The organism is Streptomyces sp. DH37, from assembly GCF_029813835.1.
GTDB lineage: Bacteria > Actinomycetota > Actinomycetes > Streptomycetales > Streptomycetaceae > Streptomyces.
In genome coordinates this window covers 1-388 of the sequence record NZ_JARVKV010000248.1, presented here as the reverse complement: position 1 = coordinate 388, position 388 = coordinate 1, and the positions used below count along the sequence as shown (strand labels likewise).

At 79.1% G+C, this 388-nt stretch carries 1 protein-coding gene; it reads left to right on the top strand.

Annotated features, from left to right (window positions below; genetic code table 11):
• Positions 1–388: FAD-dependent oxidoreductase (locus QC029_RS30880; protein WP_336621627.1), on the top strand; the 388-nt coding region annotated here is incomplete at both ends.

Sequence of the window (388 nt, the reverse complement as noted above, 5' to 3'; positions counted from 1 at the left end):
CACCGTGCCCGGCCACCTGCTCGGCGTCTTCGAACCGCAGGCCGGATGGCTGCCGGCCGCGGCCACGGTCCGGGCGATCCTGCGCGACGCGGGCGACCGACTGAGCCTGCGCACCGCCCGGGCCACCGGCCTGCTGCACTCCTCCTCGCGCGTCCTGGGCCGGCGCACCTCCACCGGACCCGTGCACGCCGACGCGGTCCTGCTCGCCGCCGGGGTCGGCAGCACGGCCCTGGCCGCGTCGGCGGGCGTGCACCTGCCGCTGCGCACCAGGGCGGACGGCTACTGCCTGTTCCGGACCGGCGGGGACTCCGCCGACCTGCCCACGGTGGTCGACCGCACCACCGGCGCGTGGCTGCGCCGGTGGGGCACCGGCGGCACCGTGCTGGCC